Source organism: Idiomarina fontislapidosi, from assembly GCF_003226255.1.
Classification (GTDB): Bacteria; Pseudomonadota; Gammaproteobacteria; order Enterobacterales; family Alteromonadaceae; genus Idiomarina; species Idiomarina fontislapidosi.
In genome coordinates this window covers 48,019-65,784 of the sequence record NZ_QJST01000007.1, presented here as the reverse complement: position 1 = coordinate 65,784, position 17,766 = coordinate 48,019, and the positions used below count along the sequence as shown (strand labels likewise).

General features: G+C 48.9%; 19 protein-coding genes. 8 read left to right on the top strand and 11 right to left on the bottom strand.

The annotated features are described in order from the left end of the window. Positions 1-12: 12 nt before the first annotated feature. The 8 genes from rnd to DFP83_RS08475 all read right to left on the bottom strand — a co-directional run bounded on the left by rnd (position 13) and on the right by DFP83_RS08475 (position 7,800). Positions 13-1,170: a ribonuclease D gene (gene rnd / locus DFP83_RS08510; RefSeq protein WP_110574808.1), complete on the bottom strand. Its 1,158-nt coding sequence runs from the start codon at positions 1,168-1,170 to the stop codon at positions 13-15. Beyond that, positions 1,167-2,834 (bottom strand): long-chain-fatty-acid--CoA ligase FadD, encoded by a 1,668-nt coding sequence (fadD, locus tag DFP83_RS08505; protein WP_110574806.1) that lies wholly within the window; start codon positions 2,832-2,834, stop codon positions 1,167-1,169. The genes rnd and fadD overlap by 4 nt, the downstream gene beginning before the upstream one ends. Before the next feature lie 98 nt (positions 2,835-2,932). Further along, on the bottom strand, positions 2,933-3,844 hold the full coding sequence (locus DFP83_RS08500; RefSeq protein WP_110574804.1) for an alpha/beta fold hydrolase: 912 nt from the start codon (positions 3,842-3,844) through the stop codon (positions 2,933-2,935). Then, positions 3,810-4,394 (bottom strand): Slp family lipoprotein, encoded by a 585-nt coding sequence (locus DFP83_RS08495; RefSeq protein ID WP_110574802.1) that lies wholly within the window; start codon positions 4,392-4,394, stop codon positions 3,810-3,812. The genes DFP83_RS08500 and DFP83_RS08495 overlap by 35 nt, the downstream gene beginning before the upstream one ends. Before the next feature lie 9 nt (positions 4,395-4,403). Beyond that, positions 4,404-4,709 carry a hypothetical protein gene (locus DFP83_RS08490; protein ID WP_110574800.1) on the bottom strand — a complete coding sequence of 102 codons (306 nt, stop codon included), beginning with the start codon at positions 4,707-4,709 and terminating at the stop codon, positions 4,404-4,406. A gap of 62 nt (positions 4,710-4,771) precedes the next feature. Beyond that, entirely contained in the window at positions 4,772-5,482 is a 711-nt protein-coding gene (tsaB, locus tag DFP83_RS08485; RefSeq protein ID WP_110574798.1) for a tRNA (adenosine(37)-N6)-threonylcarbamoyltransferase complex dimerization subunit type 1 TsaB, read from the bottom strand. Further along, complete coding sequence (gene yoaA, locus DFP83_RS08480) at positions 5,457-7,394, bottom strand: DNA repair helicase YoaA (RefSeq protein WP_110574796.1); 1,938 nt, start codon at positions 7,392-7,394, stop codon at positions 5,457-5,459. Before yoaA ends, tsaB begins: the two co-directional genes overlap by 26 nt. Positions 7,395-7,533: 139 nt before the next feature. After that, on the bottom strand, positions 7,534-7,800 hold the full coding sequence (locus DFP83_RS08475; RefSeq protein ID WP_110574794.1) for a hypothetical protein: 267 nt from the start codon (positions 7,798-7,800) through the stop codon (positions 7,534-7,536). 306 nt (positions 7,801-8,106) lie between these two features. Between DFP83_RS08475 and hisG the strand changes: the two genes are divergently transcribed. The 8 genes from hisG to hisIE are packed head-to-tail and all read left to right on the top strand — an operon-like array spanning position 8,107 to position 15,172. Then, on the top strand, positions 8,107-9,000 hold the full coding sequence (gene hisG, locus DFP83_RS08470) for an ATP phosphoribosyltransferase (protein ID WP_110574792.1): 894 nt from the start codon (positions 8,107-8,109) through the stop codon (positions 8,998-9,000). 5 nt (positions 9,001-9,005) lie between these two features. Further along, positions 9,006-10,331, top strand: a complete 1,326-nt coding sequence (gene hisD / locus DFP83_RS08465; protein ID WP_110574790.1) for a histidinol dehydrogenase — start codon at positions 9,006-9,008, stop codon at positions 10,329-10,331. Next, complete coding sequence (gene hisC, locus DFP83_RS08460; protein WP_110574788.1) at positions 10,328-11,395, top strand: histidinol-phosphate transaminase; 1,068 nt, start codon at positions 10,328-10,330, stop codon at positions 11,393-11,395. Before hisD ends, hisC begins: the two co-directional genes overlap by 4 nt. Next, entirely contained in the window at positions 11,392-12,468 is a 1,077-nt protein-coding gene (gene hisB, locus DFP83_RS08455) for a bifunctional histidinol-phosphatase/imidazoleglycerol-phosphate dehydratase HisB (RefSeq protein ID WP_110574787.1), read from the top strand. The genes hisC and hisB overlap by 4 nt, the downstream gene beginning before the upstream one ends. Further along, positions 12,465-13,055 carry an imidazole glycerol phosphate synthase subunit HisH gene (hisH, locus tag DFP83_RS08450; RefSeq protein WP_110574785.1) on the top strand — a complete coding sequence of 197 codons (591 nt, stop codon included), beginning with the start codon at positions 12,465-12,467 and terminating at the stop codon, positions 13,053-13,055. Before hisB ends, hisH begins: the two co-directional genes overlap by 4 nt. Next, the gene (gene hisA, locus DFP83_RS08445; protein ID WP_110574783.1) at positions 13,052-13,801 is read left to right on the top strand and encodes a 1-(5-phosphoribosyl)-5-[(5-phosphoribosylamino)methylideneamino]imidazole-4-carboxamide isomerase; all 750 of its coding nucleotides are present in this window, start codon (positions 13,052-13,054) and stop codon (positions 13,799-13,801) included. Before hisH ends, hisA begins: the two co-directional genes overlap by 4 nt. Further along, positions 13,771-14,562: an imidazole glycerol phosphate synthase subunit HisF gene (gene hisF / locus DFP83_RS08440; RefSeq protein WP_110574781.1), complete on the top strand. Its 792-nt coding sequence runs from the start codon at positions 13,771-13,773 to the stop codon at positions 14,560-14,562. Before hisA ends, hisF begins: the two co-directional genes overlap by 31 nt. A 1-nt stretch (position 14,563) precedes the next feature. Beyond that, positions 14,564-15,172: a bifunctional phosphoribosyl-AMP cyclohydrolase/phosphoribosyl-ATP diphosphatase HisIE gene (gene hisIE / locus DFP83_RS08435; RefSeq protein WP_110574779.1), complete on the top strand. Its 609-nt coding sequence runs from the start codon at positions 14,564-14,566 to the stop codon at positions 15,170-15,172. On the opposite strand, the gene DFP83_RS08430 is transcribed toward hisIE, so the two are convergent. From DFP83_RS08430 to DFP83_RS08420, 3 genes are read right to left on the bottom strand one after another with little or no spacing between them, the layout of a single operon-like run. After that, positions 15,169-16,548 (bottom strand): MATE family efflux transporter, encoded by a 1,380-nt coding sequence (locus tag DFP83_RS08430; RefSeq protein WP_110574777.1) that lies wholly within the window; start codon positions 16,546-16,548, stop codon positions 15,169-15,171. The genes hisIE and DFP83_RS08430 overlap by 4 nt on opposite strands. 13 nt (positions 16,549-16,561) lie before the next feature. Continuing rightward, positions 16,562-17,344 (bottom strand): alpha/beta fold hydrolase, encoded by a 783-nt coding sequence (locus DFP83_RS08425; protein WP_110574774.1) that lies wholly within the window; start codon positions 17,342-17,344, stop codon positions 16,562-16,564. 11 nt (positions 17,345-17,355) lie between these two features. Next, positions 17,356-17,754, bottom strand: coding sequence for an MAPEG family protein (locus DFP83_RS08420; RefSeq protein ID WP_110574772.1), 399 nt, complete (start codon positions 17,752-17,754; stop codon positions 17,356-17,358). Between the last annotated feature and the right edge of the window lie 12 nt (positions 17,755-17,766).

The window sequence follows — 17,766 nt, the reverse complement described above, 5'->3', positions numbered from 1 at the left end:
GTTAAACTCGCACTAAATAAATTCTTTTAATTCAGCTTCCAGCGCTCTCCAGCGCCAGCCCTGCTGCAGATCAGGTCGTGGCAGTTCAGCCCGATGATCCGCACTAAATTGCCAATGATACATTAAAAAGTCATTAATTTGCTTACGTGAAGTAACCAGCGCGGCATCAATGCTCAGCATCGATGCCAAGCCCTGAGCAGCCTTCTTAATACCATTAAACGCTGTTTTGTAGTTTGGCATGTCATCGAGTCTTTGCAAGGTCTGGGGCCAGTTTGACGCGTCCTCAGCAAGCGCTGATGCAATCTGCTCAATAATGGCTTCACCGGAATACTTGCGTGTCATCGGCGCTAAATCTTTAATTTTATACAGTTCTGACTTCGACTGTGGCATCTTACGTGACAACTCGAGTAACACGCCATCTTTAAAGATAAAGCCCAGCGGCATGTTTTCGCTAATCGCCTTATCTAAACGCCACGCTGCAAGTGTTTTCATGACTTGCAACTGCTTCTGATTAAGCTGCCAAGCGTTACCGACAAACAAATACAGTAAATGGTTAGGAATTGTTTGCGTCCGCTTACTCACTTGCAACTGACTTTCCTCAGTCACAATATCGGCAACATGGGCTTGTGTCACTTGCTCAGACAACCACGGATACATGGTATTTAAATAGCTTACATCCGCCGCGGCGTAGGCAAGTTGCTCATCGCTTAACGGGCGTTTTAACCAATCGGTCCGAGACTGACTTTTATCCAGCGTCACACCATCAAACAGTTGCTCGACTAGATTAGCGTAGCCAAGCGATGAACCCATGCCAATAAACCCGGCGGCTATCTGAGTATCGAACACGGCACGCGGCTTCAGGCCGCCAGACTGATGGAAGAACAGTTCGATGTCCTCGCCCCCAGCATGCAACACGGTCACCACGTCAGGATCGGCGATCAACTGCCACAACGCAGATAAGTCGATATCAATTAGAGGATCAATAATAAAGGTATCGCCATCTACATTCAGTTGCACAAGCCCGAGTTTGGCAAAATAGGTTTTTCGTCGAACGAATTCAGTATCAATAGCAAATGAGCCCGCTAAGCGGGCTCTTTGACAAAACTCAGTCAGCGTATCAGCGCTACTGATATAACGGTATCCAGTGTCTGGATGAGTTAACTTAGTCAATCTTTTTTCTCGTCTCTTAGCTCTTTACGCAGGATTTTTCCTACATTCGATTTTGGCAGCTCATCACGGAACTCAACCAATTTAGGTACTTTATAACCCGTTAGGTTCTCACGTGAAAAGTCGATAATCTCACGCTCGGTTAGCGACTTGTCTTTCTTGACGATGAATACTTTCACCACCTCGCCTGACGACTCGTGAGGGACACCCACTGCAGCGACTTCAAGCACTTTAGAATGATCCGCCAGCACGTCTTCGATTTCGTTCGGATAGACGTTAAAGCCCGATACCAAAATCATATCTTTCTTACGGTCGACGATTTTAAAATACCCGCGTTCGTCGCACGTTGCCATGTCGCCAGTCGCAAACCAGCCGTCTTTGATCGACTCAGCAGTTGCGTCTGGGCGATTCAGATAACCCACCATCACTTGCGGACCTTTGACATAAAGCTCGCCCGCTTCACCAATAGCGACCTCTTCACCACTATCCGGATCGCAAATTTTTACCTCAGTACTGGGTACAGGTAGACCAATGCTGCCGGTGTAATGTTCGATATCATATGGGTTCACGGTGACGACAGGGGCACACTCCGTTAAACCATAACCTTCAAGTAACCGCGACTTAGTCACGCGTTCCCAGTGCTCTGCAACTGATTTTTGCACAGCCATACCGCCACCCAACGCTACTTTGAGGTTGGAGAAGTCAAGATCCTTAAAGCCCTTAGCATTCAATAAGCCATTGAACAGCGTATTTACGCCCGAAATCATCGAGAACTTCACTTTGCCAAGTTCTTTTACAAAACCAGGCATATCACGGGGGTTGGTAATCAAGATATTGCGTCCACCGTGCTTAATAAAGGTCAAGCAATTGGCCGTTAACGCAAAGATGTGATAGAGCGGTAATGCCGTGATAATAATTTCTTCGCCATCGGACATAATCGGTGTAATGACCGACGAAACCTGCTCAAGGTTTGCCACCATATTGCGGTGTGACAACATGGCGCCTTTAGCAACACCGGTTGTGCCGCCAGTATATTGCAAAAAGGCGATATCGTCTCCGGTCAATGATGGCCGTTGATATGCGTTTTGCTTACCTTTATTGAGCGCCGTGTTGAAATCAACACGTTGCCCAATCGAATGACTCGGTACCATACGCTTGACGTATTTAACTACAAAGTTAACGAGCCAGCGCTTAGGTGCAGGTAGTAAGTCACCAATTTGCGTAGTGATGACTTTCTCAAGTTTTACATCTTTGGCAATTTTTTCGTAGGTGTTGGCAAAGTTTTCTAAGATGACCAACGCTTTCGATTGTGAGTCATTCAGTTGATGCTTTAATTCGCGTGGGGTGTATAGCGGATTAACATTAACGACCGTCATGCCTGCCGCCAGCACACCAAAAAGCGCAACGGGATACTGCAACAGATTTGGCATCATAATCGCAACCGCATCGCCCTTTTGTAAGCCTATGCTTTGCAGGTATCCCGCAAATTGCTTCGCCTTTTCGCCCAGCTCTGCAAACGACATCTCGCAATCCATATTAACGAATGCGGTCTTATCACCATACTTCTCGATGCTTTCTTCAAGGATATCAAGCAACGACGCATAGTGATCTGGATCGATCGTATCTGGCACTCCCGCGGGGTAATGTTTAAGCCAAATCTTTTCCATACTAGGCTCCAAAATTTATTTCTATAATTATTATGTAGAGTTCACGTAAACGTGAGCTTATCGGACCAGTTTATCTCAATGTCGCCCCTTGGCACAATCTAAGATGACGACACGTTGCGCACCAGCTTTGCAATATCCTCAGGACATTCCATGTGCACGTGATGCCCACCCGCCAGCTCAACCACCTGCAATTGCGGCACGCATTGACGCCATTGCGCGAGCGCTTTATTTAATTGAGCGTAACCTTTATTCCCTTTTATTAATACAACCGGCACGCGCAACTGGTTCAAAATTTGTTCAACCGCTCGCGCTGGAAGCCGATAAGGCGATGTTGTGCGAACACGCGGGTCGGCGCGCCAACACCACTCACCCTCAGCCGACACTTTAATGCCCCGCTCGACAATAACCTCGACCAATTCATTACTAAAGTCGGCGGTCTTTGCTCGCGCTAATACGGCGTGAGCTTTATCCGAGTATGGGCGCCAACGCGCACCTTGTGATTTCTTTCGCGACTGAAACCCCGATAACAATTGCTCATGTGCATCGTCGTTGTCTCCTGTGAGCAAACCAAAGGCTTCTATCAGCACCAAGTGAGAAACTTGCTTAGGTAACAAAGTAGTGACTATGTTGGCCACAAAGCCGCCCATCGAGTGTCCAATCAATGTGATGTCTCGCCAGTGCTGATTTTTTATCAGTTGCCACACATCATAAGCATAATCAGTAAAATGATAGTAGTTTCCCACGGGTCGATGGTCAGAGTAACCGTGCCCGGCCCAATCCAAGGCAATGATACCTTCATCGGAATCGTTTAGATGAGCGATAAGCGGCAAAAAAGAATGGCAGTTATCAAGCCACCCGTGCATGAGAAGATAGCGAGGATTATCGATGTTGCCCCAGCCTAGTCCTCTGAGGCAACCCCAATCGAGCGCGAACTCAAGCGGTTGAGCACGCTCTAACAACGATTGATACAACACGCTATTGCTTGTTTTTTCCGCCAGAATTATCGTCATGAACCCTTACCCGTGTTGGGTATGGGTAATAGTATGGACGATAGGGATAGGGTGCATAAAAATTGTGGCGAAACCATAACGGTGAATAGTCAATCCCGGTATCTACGCGCTCGGCCTCTTTCGGCCACAAATGATAGCCTGTCGCTTCAATGACTGGATAAACATAGGTGTACTCGTCGATCTTACCTTCTTGAGTTTTACCTACTTTACCCAGCACCGTTAAACTGCGCCCTTGCTTGTAGACTTGTGGATCAACGAAGCCGTTAATCACCGCTAAGAACCTGCCATCGGTATCGTCACTGACAAATGGTCGACCCCAGCTTTTTAGCGGAAAGTGCACCATTTCAATTACGGTGAAGCCTTCGTCGTTACGCACATCAGCAATAATGCCACCCCAGCGCGCCGATTGACCTACTGTGGCTGACGTATTGTTCTTCACTTGCGAGTATGACACCAACGCGTCTTCATTATCTGTTGCAATAGAATCAGGAAAAGAACTGCAGCCCGCTAATAACAGCGCACCCAGTGTTAAACTTGCGATACGTAACATAACGCCTCCTCAGGCATACAAGTCCAAACTAAACATTGACTCAACACGCTCGCGTTGTTCATTAAGCGCTACGGTTTGATATGCCGTAACCGCTTTTTGAGCAGACTGTGAGGGCTGATCGTACACAATGTTTAAATCTTGCCAACGTCGCGCTTGATCAGAGCTTTGTTGTCGACTTGGAATTTCAATCGGAGCACTTACTTTTTGCTGATCCGTTTGCTCATCGACACGGTTGCGTTCATCTGACGCAGCACGACGACTGGGCGAAACATAGCCTTGTACACCATTAATAGAACTTGATGACACAGGGTTCACAGAAGGCTCCTTAAAATACTTTGACTCGATTTATTATGGCGAGTTCCAATGAATTCTACAAGCTAACGACCTGGCAACTTTTTCCACGTAACTTCATTACGAACATACAGGGGTTCAAGTTCATCGGCCGATATCGCCTGTTGGTTATGCTGTTCAGCCCATACCAACATCGCTGCCGCTGTCGGTAACGTGCATTCGAGCGAGTCTGGCGCGGTCGGCATGGTGGCCACTAACTGCGGATAATAAGTTTGCCACCCCGTACCCACATAGCCTATTGACTCGTTCGTTTGAAAGCCATACTCAGACAGCAGTTCAGCTAAATTTAACTGGTCGGGCTTATTGACCTGGGCTCCGGCAAACGTTGTTAGTTGTTCGCCGTTTCGCTTATAAATGCGCCAATAAATTTCGCCCATACGCGCGTCAATGGCACTGATAACCCAGTCAGTCGGGTGTTTACGTACACCTTCAATAGCCATCGCATCAAGGCTACTGACACACTGCACAGGCAAGTCCGCGCCGAATGCTAACCCTTGCGCTATCGAAACGCCGATACGAACGCCAGTAAAACTACCAGGTCCGACACCAACGACAAGGCCGTTAACTGCACTTAATTGCGTATCGGCTTCTTTCAGCACCTCTTGAACAAAAGGTAGCAAACGCTGCGAGTGCTCCCGCGGGCTCTCCATTTCGCGACTGATCACTTTATCGCCTATCTGCAACGCGACCGAACAATTTTCTGTCGACGTATCAATGGCTAGTAGCGTTGGTTTCATTATAGGTATCCTTCAAAAACAGCATCGCACGACTCAGGTCACGCGTCCGCGACATTGGCGGTAAACTTTTTATAAAACGAGCACCATATTGGCGCGTCACTAAACGGTCATCGCACACCAGCAGCACACCCGAGTCGCGCTGGTCACGTATCAACCGGCCGGCCCCTTGTTTCAACGCAATAATGGCTTCGGGTAGCTGAATCGTGTGAAACGCGTCAACACCACGAAGTTTGGCGTCTTCTACACGGGCATTAAGCAACGGGTCATCGGGTGAGGCAAAGGGTAATTTATCAATAATAACACACCGTAGTGCGGCACCTCTCACATCAACACCTTCCCAAAATGATGAAGTGCCCAGTAACACAGCATTTCCCGCATCAGTGAATTTTTGCAAAATACTGCGTTTGCTGCCCTCGCCTTGCACCAGAATGGGTCGGTCAATTTTTTCGTCGAGTAAGGCCGCCACACGCTTTAACATACTATGGCTGGTAAAGAGTAAGAACGTCCCACCTTGATTCGCCTCAATGCATTGTTGCGCGAGTTCAGCCAAGTGTTGATCACGGTTGAACTGATTTGCGGGCGGTAAATAGCGTGGCAAGCACAACATTGCTTGATTAGCAAAATCGAATGGGCTCGCAAGTACGAGGGTTTCGGCGTCCCATAGCCCTAACCGATTGACAAAATAATCGAACTTCTCGTTAACCGATAACGTAGCGGAGGTAAATACCCATCCCCTATCACTGTGTTTGACCAAGTTACCAAACCGTTTGGCAACACTTAATGGCGTTTGATGCAATACAATGTGTCGAACTGTTGTCTCAAACCAAAAGCTATAGCCCGTTTGATCGGTCTGCATTAACTGTTGCCATAAATCATACGCTTCTTCAGCGCGCTCGATCAGACTGTCCATTTCCTTATGGCGTCCGCGCGCTGTTTTAATGACATCAATAAATAACGTGAGCTTTTCTGCCACGCGACTACACACCTCGGTCATCGCCGCGTCGTCACGTTTATCGCGCCAGTTACCACGGGTTGGATCCGATGGAAACTGCAACCGCCAATCACGAACGACTTGCGTGAGGATCCGAGCCATTTGTGCCGCCTGCGACAGATCTTTGAGCTCGGTTAAACAGAGTCGTTGTACTTCGTCGGCGATCTCTATTAATTGCCGAGAGGACAACGAATCACCAAAGTATTGGCTCGCAATATCGGGCACCTGATGCGCTTCATCAAACACCACCGTATCCGATTCAGGAATGATTTCGCCAAAGCCAGTATCTTTGATCGCCAGATCTGCGAAAAATAGATGGTGATTAACCACCACCACATCGGCCTGTTTGGCTTCATCTCGCGCTTTAACGAGATAGCAATCATCGTAGTTAGGACATTCTCGCCCCAAGCAGTTGTCTTTGGTACTGGTGACTAAAGCTGTAAGTTGCGGATCGTCTTGCAACACTACGAGTTCGCCAATATCGCCGTCACGGGTTTGCGTCGACCAACGTTTGACTTTAACTAACTTGGTCTGCGTTTCGCTATTAAATTGACTCGCTTGTAACTGCGCTTGTTCGAGACGGTGAGTACACAGATAATTTGACCGTCCTTTGAGCAACGCGATCACTTTTTCAGGCGCCAGCGCCGCCCTTAACGTTGGTAAGTCACGGTGATACAGCTGTTCTTGCAGTGCCTTGGTGCCTGTGGAAATAATCGCTTTGCCTTTGGCTTGTAGCACCGGGGCGAGATAAGCAAAGGTTTTACCCGTGCCGGTCTCAGCCTCAACGACCAACGTACTTTTTTTACGGATGGATTTTTCGATAGCCTGGGCCATGGTAAGCTGAGCATCGCGCGGCTGAAAGCCTTCTATCGCTTTTGCCAATTGACCCTCGGGCGTAAAAACAGCTGCCACTTTGCTCATTAAATGCCCACACCTAATTCTATTTTAGACCGATTAAAGCCCCATAGTATGACATAGTTGCCAGTGCGCTGTTAATCTTAAATCCCCCTGCCACGGCGCGCGTTTTAGCTTAAATTTGTACGGCAATAGGGAGTGTCTACTAGGCATAGGTGTCAATATGCCCATCACTACCACGCTCTTCGTCATCATCCTCTTGTGCGCTCGGCTTTTCACCACCCTGCTGCTGCGCACCTTGTCCAGAGTGTTCCGATTCACGGTCACCCACTGCGCTCTCCTGCTCTTTCTCTACCTCTGCCAACTTTTGCGATTTTTCCACTTGCTCAACTTTCAATTGCTCTTCATTGTGACTCACAGGGATACGCGAATCTTTTGGGATAAGAGGAATCATTGCATCGAAATTCACCATTTCGCGTCTCCAGCCGTTTAATAGTCATGAGTTTAGACTATTATCGTCGAAATTTTATGCATCAATAGAGTTGCGTTCGCGCTTTTTTTTATTTATAGTGCTATACAACTTTACAGTTAAATCCATTTTTATAAGGAAGCGAGCAAATGAACTTAAGCCAGCGCCACCACCATCATCATTGGAATTTATTGGGCTAGCTACGTTCTTTGTTCAGGCTAGTCCGTTTTTTGACTAGCCTTTCGCATGACTATACAACCCTTCGAAAGGCAGCTTTCGAAGGGTTTTTTTATTATTAGGAGTAGATCAATGAGTGAACGACTTACTATAGCGATTCAAAAGTCTGGCCGCCTCAGCAAAGAGTCTTTATCTTTGCTCAATGCCTGCGGTGTTAAATTCAGCATCAATGAAGCGCGCCTCATCGCACACAGCACCAGCCACCCAATTGATTTGCTTAGAGTTCGTGATGACGATATCCCAGGCCTTGTGATGGACGGTGTTGTCGATCTGGGTTTAGTCGGCGAAAACGTGTTAGAAGAAGTTGCGCTTGAACGCACGGCAGTCAACGAAAATGCCGACTACAAAGCATTGCGTAGCCTCGACTTCGGCGGTTGTCGTTTATCTATTGCGGTACCGCGCGAGAGCGATTACAACTCGATCGAAGACCTACAGAATAAACGCATTGCCAGTACTTACCCGTACTTACTCCAACGTTACCTGAAAAACAACGGTATCAAAGCAAAGAACGTGGTTTTAACCGGTTCAGTTGAAGTTGCACCACGTGCGGGTCTTGCGGATGCAATTTGCGATTTAGTGTCAACGGGTGCCACACTCGAAGCCAACGGCCTGGTCGAAAAAGAGGTTATTTTCCGATCTCAGGCACAGTTGATTCAAAATGCTAACCCATTATCCGCCGAAAAGCAGGCGATGATGGACCAGCTATTACCCCGTATTGATGGCGTTCAAATGGCGAAAGAGAGCAAGTACATCATGCTACACGCGCCCAAAAATCGCCTTGATGAAGTTAACGCCTTATTACCTGGAGCAGAAACCCCCACTGTATTGCCGTTGAGCCACACTGACGAGCAAGTCGCAGTACACGTGGTGAGTACAGAAAAGCTGTTCTGGGAAACGATGGAAGACTTAAAAGACTTAGGCTGCAGCTCAATACTCGTATTACCAATCGAAAAAATGATGGGATAGCTGGTATGTTAACGCTACAAGACATCGCGATTACGCAATGGTCACAACTTACTCGCTCGGAGCAGCAAGCAACGCTTGCTCGCCCTGAGCAAAGCCGTTCGGCGCAATTAAAAGAGACAGTACGCAACATTATAGAGCGTATTAAACTCGAGGGCGACGTTGCACTATTGGACTACACCCGTCAATTTGATTGTGCCGATATCGAACAACTGGTGTTAGACGACGCACAAAAGCAAGCGCTGCTCGCACAGGTTTCTGATCGGGCGAAGGCAGCGATCGATAAAGCATATGACAACATTCGTGCGTTTCACGTAGCGCAAACGCCTGAAGACATTACCTTAACAACTTCACCGGGCGTCCAGTGCACACTAAAATACACTGCGCTTGAGTCGGTTGGCCTTTACATCCCAGGTGGCTCAGCGACCTTGCCTTCGACTGCACTCATGCTCGGCGTACCCGCACAAATTGCCGGTTGTAAAACACGCGTCCTGGTGACTCCACCCAACAAACAAGGCGAGATGTCACCAGAGGTCGTCTATGCTGCAGAAAAATGTGGCATCGAAACGTTAGTGATGTGTGGTGGCGCGCAGGCGGTAGCTGCACTCGCATATGGTACCGAGTCAGTGCCCAAAGTTGATAAAGTATTTGGTCCTGGTAATGCGTTTGTAACTGAGGCTAAACAACAGCTAAGCCAAAATGACAGTGGTATTAGCATTGATATGCCCGCAGGACCGTCTGAATTACTGGTACTCGCCGACGACACCGCCAACCCACGCTTTGTCGCGGCAGACTTATTATCTCAAGCCGAACACGGCCCCGATTCACAGGTTATTTTGGTGACACCATCAGCTGCGGTTGCGAGCGCAGTGCAAGCGGAACTTGTTACACAGTGCAACGCATTACCGCGCATTGATATTGCGCGACAAGCACTCGCCTCGAGTCGACTTATTGTCACGCAGAGCTTAGCTGAGGCTGTTGCCGTTACGCAACGTTACGCTCCTGAGCACCTTGCTGTACAAACCGAGGATGCGGCAGAATTAAGCGCGCAATTAACCACGGCAGGTTCGATCTTTGTTGGGCACTACACGCCCGAATCGGGGGGCGACTATGCAACAGGCACTAACCACGTTTTGCCTACCTACGGCTACGCGAAGAACTACAGTAGCTTAGGGCTGTTGGATTTTTATCGCCGATACACACTGCAGGAAGTGACCCGCGAAGGTTTAGCCGAACTCGCCGAGAGTATTACTACATTGGCCGACATTGAAGGTTTGGATGCTCACAAACGTGCAGTTACCATTCGCCTCGAAGCGCAGGAGGGCAACTCATGAGCTTAGCCGAACAGTTACAGCGACCTCACTTAAAAACCTTGGTGCCGTATGCATCAGCGCGGCGTTCAATGAGTGGCGGCTCGGTTTGGTTAAACGCCAATGAATCACCTTATGCGTACGACTATGCATTGGATTGTTCACAGCTGAACCGCTATCCTGCGTTTCAGTCACAAACACTCAATCAAGCCTACGCTGATTATGCTGGCGTAACGGCTGATCAAGTGCTCAGTTGTCGCGGCTCAGATGAAGCGATTGAGCTTTTAATCAAAGCCTTTTGCGAGCCCAAGCAAGACAGTGTGCTGATTTGCCCACCCACCTATGGTATGTACGCGATTTCAGCGCAAACGCATGGTGCCGCAGTCACAACCGTGCCATTGACTTCGTCGTACCAGCTCGATCTAGACGGCATTAAAGAACGCTGTGCCGATGCACGATTGATTTTTTTATGTTCACCGTCTAACCCAGTCGGTAACCGACTTGCACAAGACGATATTGAAGCAGTGCTAAACTTTGCCACTACCAGCTTAGTGGTCGTCGATGAAGCCTACATTGAGTTTTGTGCTGAGGCGAGTGTCATTGACTGGTTAGCGAAATACCCTAATTTGGTGGTATTGCGCACGCTATCAAAAGCCTTTGCTTTAGCAGGCGCGCGGTGTGGTTTTGCACTCGCTAATCAAGACGTGATTGCAGTATTGCAAAAGGTGCTCGCTCCTTACCCACTGCCCGACTTAACGGTTCAAGTAGCCAGTCAGGCGTTATCATCCGAGGGTATTAAACGCGTGCAAGCCGACGTAAAACGCACGATTGACCAACGTCAACGTATTCGCGCTGAGTTGGACGCTCTACCGATGGCATTGGTCGCCGATAGCGAGACAAACTTTTTACTTTATCGAGTCGCCGACGCTGAGCCCCTGATGCAGGCGATGCAACAAGACGGTATCTTGATACGAAATCAGTCAGCGCAGCTTGGACTCAGTAACACCATACGCATTAGTGTCGGCGACGAGCGCGAAAACACGCTTGTTATCGACGCGCTGAAACGCTTTTTTGGAGAGAATCAATGAATCAGCAACGTTGGTTATTTATCGACCGCGATGGCACACTCGTGCTTGAGCCGCCTGTCGACAAACAGTTAGACAGCGTCAGTAAACTCGAGTTTGAACCGGGTGTCATTCCAGCACTACTGAAACTGCAGCAAGCCGGCTACCGTCTGGTTATGGTATCCAACCAAGATGGGCTGGGCACGGACAGCTTTCCACAGGCGGATTTTGATGCCCCTCATAACCTAATGATGGCGATCTTTGAAAGCCAAGGCGTGCGCTTTGACGACGTATTGATATGCCCACACTTTGAGGAAGACAACTGCAGTTGTCGTAAACCCAAGCTTGGACTCGTACAAGAATACTTGCAGCAGGGTCTTATCGATTTCACCGACAGCTATGTGATTGGTGATCGCGATACCGATATCAAACTAGCTGAGAGTATGGGTATCCGCGGCATTCGCTACGATCGCAGCACTACAGACTGGAACTCGATTGTGCGCGAACTGACTCAACGCTCACGCGCGGCTGAAGTCGTGCGTACCACACACGAAACCGATATTCGTATCGCGGTAGACCTTGATAACGCAGCACCACGTGCTTTTTCAACAGGCATTGGTTTTTTTGACCACATGCTTGAACAAATCGCGACACACGCGGGCATTAGCTTAACTGTCAATGTAACCGGTGATTTGCACATTGATGATCACCACACTATCGAGGACACCGCACTCGCCTTAGGTCAGGCGCTTCGTCAGGCGCTCGGTGATAAACGTGGGATCGGTCGATTTGGCTTTGCTTTGCCAATGGATGAGTGCCGCGCAGAGTGCTTAATTGATTTATCGGGGCGCCCTTATCTTAAATGGCAAGCCGACTTCACTCGCGACAAAGTCGGCGAGCTATCGACCGAAATGGTTGAACACTTTTTCCGTTCGCTGACAGATGCGATGGCAATTAGCCTGCACTTATCGACCACCGAAGGCAATACGCATCACCAAGTAGAAAGCTTGTTTAAAGTATTTGGTCGCGCACTGCGTCAAGCCGTGGCAAAAACCGGCGACCAACAGTTACCGTCAAGTAAAGGAATGCTCGCGTGAAAATTGTGATTGTAGATACCGAGTGTGCGAACCTTACCTCGGTAAAATTTGCCATCGAGCGACTGGGCTATCAGCCTGAAATCACTGACGATGCTGCGGCCATCAGTGCTGCTGACCGCGTGATTTTACCTGGAGTTGGTACCGCAGCGGCTGCGATGCGCAATTTGCAACGAAAACAGTTAATTGAACCCATTAAGGCACTCACGCAACCCACTTTAGGCATCTGTCTCGGTATGCAACTGATGACCGCGCATTCTGAAGAAGGTGACGTAGCGTGCTTAGGCCTGATTCCTGCTCAAACAAAGCGCATGCAAGTTGGTGATCGCCCTCTTCCACATATGGGCTGGAACAACGTCCGTGCAAGTAACAACAATCCGTTGCTGGAAACAGCAACCGATCCATATTGTTACTTTGTGCACAGCTACGCGGTAGCAAAGGACGATTTCACCATCGCGACCTGTGAGTATGGCGATACGTTTGCAGCCATGATCCGCAATGGCAACTTTATTGGTGCTCAGTTTCATCCCGAGCGCTCGGGCAGCATCGGTCGCGCCATGCTAAAACGCTTTTTGGAGAACGAGTTATGATGATACCCGCATTAGATTTGATTGAAGGTCGCGTGGTACGCCTGTACCAAGGCGACTTCAGTCAACAAACCAATTTCGATGTGGATCCCGTTGAACAAGCACAACGTTATCAAGCCGCTGGGGCCCAATGGCTTCACTTAGTCGACTTGGATGGTGCAAAGGACCCGCAAAATCGTCAACTTGAAACGCTTCGCACGATTTGCGCGGCAACCTCGCTCAGTTGTCAGGCGGGTGGTGGCATTCGTAGTACCGCCGATATTGAAGAAATTCTCGCCTGTGGTATTGAGCGCGTTGTGATTGGCTCCAAAGCGGTCACCGATCCAGAACAAGTTGAAGCCTGGTTTAATCAATTCGGTGCAGAACGCATCGTACTCGCGTTGGATGTCAATATTGATGACGACGGCGTCGCACGTGTGGCAACCCATGGCTGGCAATCGTCAAGCGAAGTCACATTAGACGACATACTCGAGCGTTTCTCTGCGGTTGGCTGTCGCCATGTATTGTGCACAGATATTAGCCGTGACGGTACGATGCAAGGCAGCAATGTGGCACTGTATCAAAACTATAAAGCGCGTTTTCCAGCCATTCAGTGGCAGGCATCTGGCGGTGTGAATAGTATTGATGACATTCAACGCCTTAAAGCGGCGCAGTGCGACCATGTGATTTTAGGTAAGTCATTGCTTACAGGTGCATTTAGTTTAGAGGAGGCAATCGAATGCTGGCAAAACGCATCATCCCCTGCCTAGATGTTCGCGATGGTCAAGTAGTCAAGGGCGTTCAGTTCCGTAACCACGAATTAATTGGGGACATTCTGCCGCTTGCCAAACGCTACGCTGAAATTGGCGCCGACGAATTGGTCTTCTATGACATAACCGCTTCGTCTGACGGTCGCACCGTGGATAAAAGCTGGGTAGAACGAGTCGCTCGGGAAATCGATATCCCGTTTACCGTTGCCGGCGGCATCCGGACGCTCGCGCATGGTCGTGAGCTGCTATCTATGGGCGCTGACAAACTATCAATTAATTCACCTGCATTGATGAACCCTGACCTCATCAACGAGATGGTAGATGAGTTTGGCCAGCAATGTGTCGTCATTGGTATCGATAGCTTCTACAATGCAGACAGCGGCGAATATGAAGTGCATCAATTTACAGGCGATGAGAGCAAATCACGTCGCTCGCAATGGCAAACTAAGGACTGGGTTAATGAAGTCATTCGTCGCGGTGCCGGTGAGATTGTACTTAACTGTATGAATCAAGATGGCGTGCGTAATGGCTACGATGTTGAGCAACTTGCGGCAATACGCCGCCATTGTTCAGTGCCCTTGATCGCTTCTGGCGGTGCGGGCGCAATTGAGCACTTTACCCAGGTGTTTAAACAAGCGGATGTTGATGGCGCCTTAGCCGCCTCGGTATTTCATAAGAGTATCATCGCCATGGCCGACCTAAAGCAGCAATTGATTGAAGAAGGCATTGCCATTCGCCCAATCGAACAAGGAGTTTTGTAACATGCTGATTACTGAAAGCACAGTAGACCAACTGGCTTGGGAAAAAATGGATCAGCTCATTCCCTGCATCGTACAGCATGTACTAACAGGCGAAGTGCTCATGCAAGGCTATATGAACCGTGACGCACTGCTCGAGACCTTGCAAACCAAAGCCGTGACCTTTTACAGCCGCAGCAAGCAGCGACTGTGGAAAAAGGGTGAGCAGTCGGGTCATGTTTTACAGTTCACCGGTGCATACCGCGACTGTGACAATGACTCGATTCTTGTCCAAGCCGTGCCCAAAGGACCTACCTGCCATTTGGGAACACGCTCATGCTTTGCCGAGGCACCTGCTCCTTTTCTAGTACAACTGAATAACATTATTAAGGCGCGCCGGGGTGCTTCACCCGACGACAGTTATACAGCCAAGCTACTTAGCCAACCGATTAAACGTATCGCACAAAAAGTCGGTGAAGAAGGCGTTGAGGTGGCACTTGCAGCCACAGTGCAGGATAAAGATGAACTGCTCAATGAAAGTGCAGATTTACTGTATCACTTGCTCGTGACGCTAGAAGCCAGCGATTTAAATCTCGAACAAGTGCTTGAGGTACTACAACAACGCCACCGTTAAGTGGCGTTGTTCACCGCTTGCTCGAACTGCTTGCGCTCGTAATGCTTGGATACGTGGCGCAAGCGAATCGTCAACATCACCGCGGCAACGGTTAAGCCACTGATAAAACCAATCCAGAAGCCTGCTGCACCCATGCGCGGCACCCACCAGTCGGTACGTCCTAAAATATAGCCCACGGTCAAACCAAACGGCCAATAGGAGATAAACGCCATGATCATAGGCCATTTAGTGTCTTTGTAACCTCGCAAGGTCCCCATAGCAACGGCTTGGAACGTATCCGACATGGTAAAGATAGCGGCCAGTCCCATTAACGTTGCGGCAAGATTAATAATAGCCGTGTCAGGCGTATACAAACTTGCCAGCCAAGCGCCACCGAGATACATGATGACACCGTTGACCGCAGCAAACACCATGCCGAATACCATGGCAATTTTAAAGCTCAACATGGCATTTTTAGGTTCACCAGCGCCCAACGCAAAGCCGACCCGAAGCGTGACAGCCATGGATATGCTGAGCGGCACCATGTACACCAGCGAACTAATATTCAATGCAATTTGGTGAGCAGAAACCACCGTCGGACCTAACGGTGCAATCAGTAATGCAACCGCCGCAAATAAGCTCACCTCAAAAAATAACGACATCGCGATGGGGAAACCAATCTTTATAATATAAGCCACGTCATCAAATTTAGGTGGATACCAACGCCTTAGGAGGTGAAGCTTCTTGTAACGGCGACTGGTGAATACATAAATCGCCATTGAGATCGCCATTCCCCAAAACACCAAAGCCGATGCGAGACCACACCCCGCTCCCCCTAATTCAGGAGCACCAAAGTGACCATAAATAAAAATATAGTTAGCAGGGATATTAATCAGTAACCCGATAAAGCCTATCACTAAGGATGGCATGGTGTTCGATAGCCCCTCGCAGAAGTTTCGTAAGATCACGTAGAGAACGAAACCGGGCACACCCCACGCAATGTAGTTCACGTAGTCCAGGGTTACCTGCCTAAATCTATCTTCGACTTCCATCCAGTCTAGGATGTACGGCGAAAATTGCAGAACCACTAAGGCGAGCACACCAAATATGGCACAGGCATAAAACCCCTGCTGTAACATATTCGCCATACGGCGGTACTTCTTTGAACCATCAAAGTGCGAGACGATAGGGGCTAGTGCAAGTGCAATTCCAAACATTAATAAAGTGACTGGTACAAAAATACTGCCACCTACTGAAACGGCCGCCAAATCCACCGCATCCTTGCGACCCGCCATCACCGTGTCAACTACGCTCATCAGCATTTGTGTCAATTGCGCGACAAGTATAGGACCAGTGAGTTTAGCGAGCTTTCTTATTTCATGCGAGCGATTGGCCATGACTTACAACACCCTAAATAAAGTCAAGAATGAGCGGATTAACCTCAGCCGGATGCGTAAGAGGTCCCATGTGTCCTGCTTGGACGCGCTTTACCGTTACTGATTGCAGCGCTGTCGATAGCGCTTTCACCACCGCGCGCGCACTGCGGCGTGTATACTCGCCTTGAATAATAAGTACGGGGGCGTCAACCTGTTGATAATCATCGAGGTTCAACTCATCGTTTAGCAGCGCATCAAAATCAAGCGCGACTTTTGCCGACTGTGCAACCATTGCTTGCTGAACGCGTGTCGGCAGAGCATCAAAATATCCAGGTTGGTTCCAGTAATCAATAAATGTGCGCGTGCATTCTACCTCATCTTTGCCGTGCATCGCATCACTCACTTGTCGTATTTCTTGCATGCCTGGACAATCTTCCTCTAGAACATGGAAGCTCACCGGCTCATACACCACAACACGTTCGACATTAACGTGTTTTTGTTGCGCCATTTTCAGCGCAACGGCACCGCCATACGAATGCCCAATCAAAGTCAATGGCTGGTCACCTAAGATAGGTACCAGCACATCTTCAATACGGTCAATCTCTTGCTGTAAGCGAAAATGTGATGCGGACTCGACCTGTGGGGCGCGCCCATAACCGAGCAAGTCAATGCCAACGATATTGTATTCGCTGTTCAAGCTTTGCACGAGTAACTTCCACTGGGCGTTTGAGCTTTGCGAACTGTGAAGCAGTACACAGGTGCCTTTTACCTCACCTTGCGACGCCAGATAGGAAATCCCTGGGGCTAACTCCTGCACTGCAACGCCTCCTATGCCTGACCTACAAAAATGCCGATTAAAATACCCGCCTGTAGCAGTAATACGCCGAATGTGCCCGCCACACCGATAGTACGCGGTAACGAAACCCCCGCACTTGAGGAGAGTCCCAACGCATGAGCGATACGTGCGACGGTCAGCACGCCACCTAGGGCATATACCCATGTGCTACCCACCCCATTAAACTCAATCAGGGCAAACATCAGTAGCATTAATGGAACATACTCAATAAAGTTTCCGTGCGCACGGACAGCTCGCTGCAGTTCTTCCACTTTATTGGTGCCAATGCCTACGCGGTGACGCCAGCGTAATTGAATAATCCGCACCGAGAGTACAATGTAGATCAATGCGAGGATACCCGCGTATAGACTTGTTATCGTAAGGGAGGCCATAAGTCTTCTCTC